The sequence below is a fragment of the Nocardioides pelophilus genome, from assembly GCF_014180685.1.
Classification (GTDB): domain Bacteria; phylum Actinomycetota; class Actinomycetes; order Propionibacteriales; family Nocardioidaceae; genus Nocardioides; species Nocardioides pelophilus.
Map to the genome: position 1 here is coordinate 1 of NZ_JACEHF010000219.1, position 6,032 is coordinate 6,032.

Annotated in this window: 8 protein-coding genes; 3 read left to right on the forward strand and 5 right to left on the reverse strand. The window is 74.0% G+C overall.

Annotated elements, in window-relative coordinates; all coding sequences use genetic code 11:
- Nucleotides 1-350 (reverse strand): deoxyribodipyrimidine photo-lyase (locus H0488_RS21470; RefSeq protein WP_183101249.1); only part of this gene is annotated, 350 nt, incomplete at its 3' end.
- A gap of 114 nt (nt 351-464) precedes the next feature.
- Here H0488_RS21470 and H0488_RS21475 point away from each other — a divergent pair.
- The 3 genes from H0488_RS21475 to H0488_RS21485 all read left to right on the forward strand — a co-directional run bounded on the left by H0488_RS21475 (nt 465) and on the right by H0488_RS21485 (nt 2,629).
- Nucleotides 465-890: an SRPBCC family protein gene (locus H0488_RS21475; protein WP_183101250.1), complete on the forward strand. Its 426-nt coding sequence runs from the start codon at nt 465-467 to the stop codon at nt 888-890.
- A 10-nt stretch (nt 891-900) separates the two neighbouring features.
- Nucleotides 901-1,791, forward strand: coding sequence for a MerR family transcriptional regulator (locus H0488_RS21480; protein ID WP_183101251.1), 891 nt, complete (start codon nt 901-903; stop codon nt 1,789-1,791).
- Between the two features lie 391 nt (nt 1,792-2,182).
- Complete coding sequence (locus H0488_RS21485) at nt 2,183-2,629, forward strand: hypothetical protein (protein ID WP_183101252.1); 447 nt, start codon at nt 2,183-2,185, stop codon at nt 2,627-2,629.
- A gap of 5 nt (nt 2,630-2,634) precedes the next feature.
- Here the strand turns inward: H0488_RS21485 and H0488_RS24795 are convergent, their stop codons facing one another.
- From H0488_RS24795 to H0488_RS21500, 4 genes are all read right to left on the reverse strand, one after another.
- Nucleotides 2,635-2,757: a hypothetical protein gene (locus tag H0488_RS24795; RefSeq protein WP_281369728.1), complete on the reverse strand. Its 123-nt coding sequence runs from the start codon at nt 2,755-2,757 to the stop codon at nt 2,635-2,637.
- 97 nt (nt 2,758-2,854) lie between these two features.
- Entirely contained in the window at nt 2,855-4,300 is a 1,446-nt protein-coding gene (locus tag H0488_RS21490) for an oligosaccharide flippase family protein (RefSeq protein ID WP_183101253.1), read from the reverse strand.
- Entirely contained in the window at nt 4,297-5,316 is a 1,020-nt protein-coding gene (locus tag H0488_RS25390) for a GNAT family N-acetyltransferase (protein ID WP_446685633.1), read from the reverse strand. The genes H0488_RS21490 and H0488_RS25390 overlap by 4 nt, the downstream gene beginning before the upstream one ends.
- Before the next feature lie 109 nt (nt 5,317-5,425).
- On the reverse strand, nt 5,426-6,032 hold a 607-nt coding region (locus H0488_RS21500), incomplete at its 5' end, for a phosphotransferase (RefSeq protein WP_183101255.1).

Sequence of the window (6,032 nt, forward strand, 5' to 3'; positions counted from 1 at the left end):
GCGGCCATCGGCACGCCGACGTCCCGCAGCCGGGCCGCGACCCGGCGGTCCCGCTCGCGGGCGTACGGCGTGAACTCCCCCGTCACGTGCACGCTGCGCGCGCCGGACTCCGCGGCCACGGCCGCGACCACGTCGGCCGGGACGCCGGACCGGACGACGAGCGCGCCGTCGGTGGCCTCGTCGAACGCGGCCAGCGACGCCTCGAGCCGGCTCCGTCGCGCGTCGCCCGCCCGCGCCAGTCTCGGGTCGCGCACGAAGAGGGGCAGCACCGGGCCGTCGTCGGCGGCCGCGGCGAGGGCGGGGTGGTCGTCGAGCCGCAGGTCGCGGCGCAGCCAGAGGATCGACGTCATCGTGCGACCCCGCGGCTGGCGGTGGCGCTGTTGCGGTGTTGCCGGACCATCTGCGGCAAGTTATGGTCTTTGTACAAGGTTTGTCAAAGGTTGACGTCAAGGTTGGGAGAGCCAGTGGAGATCCAACGCACGCTCACGGTCGACCGGTCCCCTGCGGAGGTGTTCGCCTACCTGCAGGACTTCACCAACACCGAGGAGTGGGACCCCGGCACGGTGCGCACCACGCGCGTGGAGGGCGACGGCGGGGTCGGCACCCGCTACCTCAACGTCTCGAAGTTCCTCGGTCGCGAGACCACGCTCACCTACCAGGTCGAGGAGGTCGCGTCGCCGCGGCGGTTCGCGCTGCGCGGGGAGAACAAGACCCTCGTCGCGCACGACACCATGACGCTCGACCCGACGAGCGCCGGCGGCACCGAGCTGACCTACCGCGCCGAGTTCGAGTTCAAGGGCGCGGCCCGGCTGGTCGCCCCGCTCCTCGCCCCGGCCTTCAAGCGCCTCGGCGACGCCGCCGAGGAGGGACTCCGCGAAGCACTGCGCTGAGCGGACCGGCATGTTCACCATCAAGCACGCCGCGGAGCAGGTCGGCGTCAGCGTCTCGACGCTGCGGGCGTGGGAGCGCCGGTACGGCGTGGGCACCGCGCGCCGTACCGAGTCCGGCTACCGCCTCTACGACGACGAGGCCGTGCGTGCCCTCAGCCTGATGCAGTCGCTGGTGCGGGCCGGGTGGTCGGTGCGCGCGGCCGCCGAGGAGACCCACCGCCGCACGACGGTGACGCCGGCACCCTCGCCCGCGCCATCGCCTGTTCGGGCCACCATGGGCGACAGCGGCGCGGACGACTCGGCACTGGTCGGTGTCGCGGCGTCGTACGACGCCGACGGGCTGGCCAAGGTGCTGGACGAGAGGTTCGGCACGGCCTCGTTCGAGACCGTCGTCGACGGCTGGCTGCTCCCGGCCCTGCGCCAGCTGGGGGTGGCGTGGGAGTCGGGTCGGGTGACCGTCGCGGGCGAGCACCTCGTCGCCCACGGCGTCGTACGCCGGCTCTCGGCGGCCTACGACGCGGCGGGCGACAACCAGACGGCACCCCGGGTGGTGGTCGGCCTTCCCCCGGGCTCCCGGCACGAGCTCGGGCTGCTCTCGTTCGCGACCGCCGCCCGCCGGGCGGGGCTGTCGACCACCTACCTCGGTGCCGACGTCCCGGTCGCCGACTGGGCCGAGGCGGTCGCGTCCCGGTCCGCCGCGTGCGCGGTGCTGGCGGTGCCGACCGCCGCCGACGCCGACGCGGTCGCCGACACCGTCGCCGCGATCGAGGCCAGGAGCCCGGACGTGCTGATCGGCGTCGGCGGGTCCGCGCAGGACCTCGCCCCCCGCCGCTGCCTGCGCCTGGGCCACGCGATCGGTCCGGCCGCAGCACTCCTGGCGCACAAGCTGACCCGCCCCTGACCCGCCCCTGACCCGCCGGACGTCATACGGCCCAGCGGCGATAGGTCCACCGACGTATGACGTCGCGCGGGACGTCATACGGCCGAACGTTGATGGGTCCACCGACGTACGACGTCGCGCGGAACGTCATACGCCCGAGCGGCGATAGGTCCACCGACGTACGACGTCGCGCCGGACGTCATACGGCCGAACGGCGATAGGTCCACCGACGTATGACGTCGCGCGGGCCGTCATACGGCCGAACGTTGATGGGTCCACCGACGTACGACGTTGCGGGACGTCATACGGCCGAGCGGCGATGGGTCCACCGACGTATGACGTCCTGCCGCATCCGACCCTCGGCAACGGCTGCGGAACGTGTCGCCGGGGCCGACCTGGGTACCGGCCGACCATGACGAGCAGCGGACCCTCCCCCGACCACCAGCGGCCCGACGGCGTCGACGACGCGACCGTCGAGGCCCTCGGCAAGCTCTCGGAAGCGCTGGAGGCGACCGAGGTCGCCCGCGGCTTCCTCTACAGCTTCCACCGGCTCACCGGCACCGCCGACCGGACCCTGGGCGAAGCCGTCGACCTGTTCCGGGAGGCGGGTCACGGCGACGTCGCCGACCGGCTGGAGACCGAGCTGGTCGGGCGCAACGTGATCGCCGGCCGCTGGACCTTCCAGGTCGTCGAGGAGTACGACGCCGACTACTACCGCGTCTTCCAGCAGCTCGAGGAGGAGGCGCGGGACAAGCTGGCCGGCGGACGCCGGCACCTCTTCGAGGCAGAGATGAAGGAGCGGGAACGCTCCGCCGGCCGGCCCGGCCACGAGGCCGACCCTGCCGAGGCGACGGACTAGCGGGACTAGCGGGACAGGAGCCGCGACACCAGGGCTCCCGCGAGTCCGACCATCAGCGCCCCGATCGCGGGAGAGCCCGCGGCGATCGCCTGCACTGGGTGGGGTTGGACCACGCGCTCTTGCTCCATCGCAAACCTCCTGGTTCGTGGTCGTGAGGTAACCCGATCGGGGAGTTCCAACCGGTGCCGGTCCCCCTGTTCCTCACGGCGTCCCCGCCCTGCGTCCTCACGCGGTCGCGCGCGTCGTCAGCACCGACCGGTAGCCGGCGAACGCGCCCGGGTCGATCAGCCGCGTCATCACCACCCCGACCGCGAGGTAGGTGAGCGCGCTGCCCACCAGTGCCGGCCCGACGCTGCCGACCACCTCGACGACGACCCCGGCGCACCCGGAGGCGATGACCACCGCGGCCAGCGGCCGCACCGGCACGATGCTGCCGGTGATCCGGGTCAGCGCGACCAGGAGGATCGCCGCCTGCACCAGGAAGGCGACGGTGGTGGCGACGGCCGCCGCGGTGAGCCCCCACCGGGGGATCAGCCACAGGTTCAGCACCACGTTCACGACGAGGGCGACCACGCTCGCTACCAGCACCACCGGGTCCGGCCGCAGGGCGAGGAGCACGGACGCCGCCAGGTGGCCGACGCCGAAGAGCAGCGGCGCCGCGGCCAGGCCGAGCAGCACACCGGGGTGGGCGTAGGCGGGGCCGAAGAGCAGGCCGACCAGGTCGTCCCCGCGGAGCGCGAGGACGACGCCGTACGGCAGGTAGACGGCGCAGACGACGACCATCGCGCGCTGCGCCCACACCCGGATGTGCTGCACGTCGTCGGGGCTGCCCGCGATCACCGGGACGTAGGCACGGGAGAGGGTCCAGCTCACGAAGAGGATCGACTCGAAGACCCGGTAGCCGGCGCCGTACACGCCGACCGCCGTGGTGCCGAGAAGGACGCCGAGCAGCGCCGCGTCGATCCGGAACACCCCCATCGCGGCGACGGCCCCGAGCCCCATCACCGGCGCCGCCTCGAGCACCATCCGGACCTGCGGCCGGCTGCCCCGGACCTGCGGGCGGGCTCCGGCACCGCGTGCGGCGAGGTGCATGCCGACGACCCCGACGCCGGTGCCGACCAGGTAGCCGACCGCGGCGTACCCGGCGCTCCCCGTCACCACCAGCGCGCCGGCCGCGAGGGCCAGGACCGAGAACCGCTGCACGACGAGCACGACGGCGGAGACCTGCTGCCGCTGCAGCGCGCCGCAGGCCGCGCGCGAGGCGTCGCACAGGGTGTCGAGCAGGCAGCTCGCCACCAGCAGCGCGACCACGGTCGCGTGGGTCGGCGTCATCGTGACGAACAGGACGGCGCCGGTCACCGCCAGCACCGCCGCCGAGAGCAGCACCCGGATCGCGACCAGCGCGCCGTAGCACCGGTCGAGCAGCTCCGGCTGCGCGCTGCCGAGCTGGACCACCCGCGAGTCCAGGCCGAGCGACGAGAGCACCGCGAGCAGCAGCCCGAGGCTCAGCCCGAACGAGAGCAGCCCGAAGTCGGCGACGCCGAGCAGCCGCGCCAGGAGGAGGAACAGGACGAAGGTGGCGACCTTGCCGAGCAGCTCCGAGGCGCCGAGGGCGAGGACCGCGGAGCCGGTACGGCGCAGCGCGTCCCTGTGCTCGACGGCTGTCGTCATCGGGCCACGAGCCTGCGCACCGCCGCGGCCGGCAGCGTCGCCTTGATCCGGCGACGGGCTCCGTCCTCCCACTCCTCGACGGTCGTGACCCAGCCGTGGGACGCCGCGCGGAGCCCGAGCCGGTGGATCTCGTGGTTGCCGAACTTCCCCTCGCGGCTGCCGCGGAGCCAGTCGAAGGTGGTGACCCCCTCGTCCTCGGAGGCGCGCGTGATCGCCATCAGGTCGCACACCATCCCGCCGCGGTAGCGCTGGAGGTGGTCGGCGACCCGTCCGTCCCAGAGCCGGTGGGCGGCGCCGTCGAGCATGGCCAGCGAGAACCCGGCGACAGCGCCGTCGACGAGGAGCAGGTTGACGACCGCGCGCCCCCGGGCCACGGCGTCCCGCACGACCGCCTCGTAGAACGCGCCGACGGCCGGGTCGTCGAGGTGGCTGCGCCGGCCGGATGCGTGGTCGCGCTGGCGACGCAGGGCGACCACCGCCGGGAACCACTGCTCCAGGCCCGCGGTGTCGTCGACGACCACCTTCTCCCACGAGCGGCCGTCCGCCTCGATGCGGTTGGTCGCGTTGACGCCCTTGCGGCNCACGAGCGGCCGTCCGCCTCGATGCGGTTGGTCGCGTTGACGCCCTTGCGGCGCCGGTTGCGGCTCAGCGTGTAGTCGGTGCCGACCCCGACGATCTGCGGCATCGGGGGGCCCGGCTCCACCACCGCGCCGGCCAGCCGGGAGGCGATCAGCCGGAGGACCCGGTCGTCCTCGGGCAGCTGCTCGAACGCCACCGACCAGCGGCGCTGGGTCAGGATCCACGTCGCCACGGCGTCTGCCAGGACCGCCGCAGCCTCCCCGCCGTCGTGGAAGAGCTGGCCGTAGTCGTTGAGGTCGCCACCGAGCAGCTCGATCCGTCGCGCCCCGCGGCGGCTCGTCACGCTGAGCGCGGCGAGCGCGACGGGCGCGCCATCGGCGCGGACGACGATGACGACCGGTGTGCCGGCCAGGTGGCGGGCCGCGGCGACCAGCCACGCCGCCGACGAGCAGAACGCGACGGACCGGGCGTCGACGTACTCCTCAAGGTCGGCGAGTACGGCGATCGCCTCCTCGCCGGTGACGACGCTGGTCGTGAGCCGGTCTGTCATGGAACCTCCGAACGATCGATGGCGAGCTCGTCCGCCCAGGCGCGGGCCAGGTGCCAGCGCTCCCTGCGGTGTCGGCACTTGGCGGGGTCGACCGCGTCGCGCGGGACGGTCACCTCGCTGGCGTAGGTGCGGACCGTCAGCCACCGCAGCTGTGCGGCCAGCGCGGCGTGGTCGGCGGGCGGGACCGAGTCGACCAGCAGCAGCCATGCCGCGTGCGCGGCCGCGGCGTCGTGGATGTCGACGATCAGCCGGACCATGTCGTGGTGCCGCGGCCCGACCGCCGTGAACTCCCAGTCGATGACGGTGACGTGGCCGAGCGCGGTCGTGTTCAGCACGTTCTGCCGGTGGTAGTCGTTGTGGACCGTGGTGTCGTGCGGGAGCCGCTCGACCGCGGTGCGGGCCGCAACGAAGGCGCGCAGGTCGATCCCCGCCCGCGACATCCGGGTGACCCGCAGCGGCACCGACCGGCGCGGCGCTCTCCAGGTCGAGCCGGCGGTGGCGAAGCGCGGGTGCGGAAGCCGCTGGATCCGCTGCGCCATCTCGAGCGCCGCCGCCACGTAGGCCGCCGGCTCCCCCGCCTCCTCCACCACCCGGCGGCTCGCG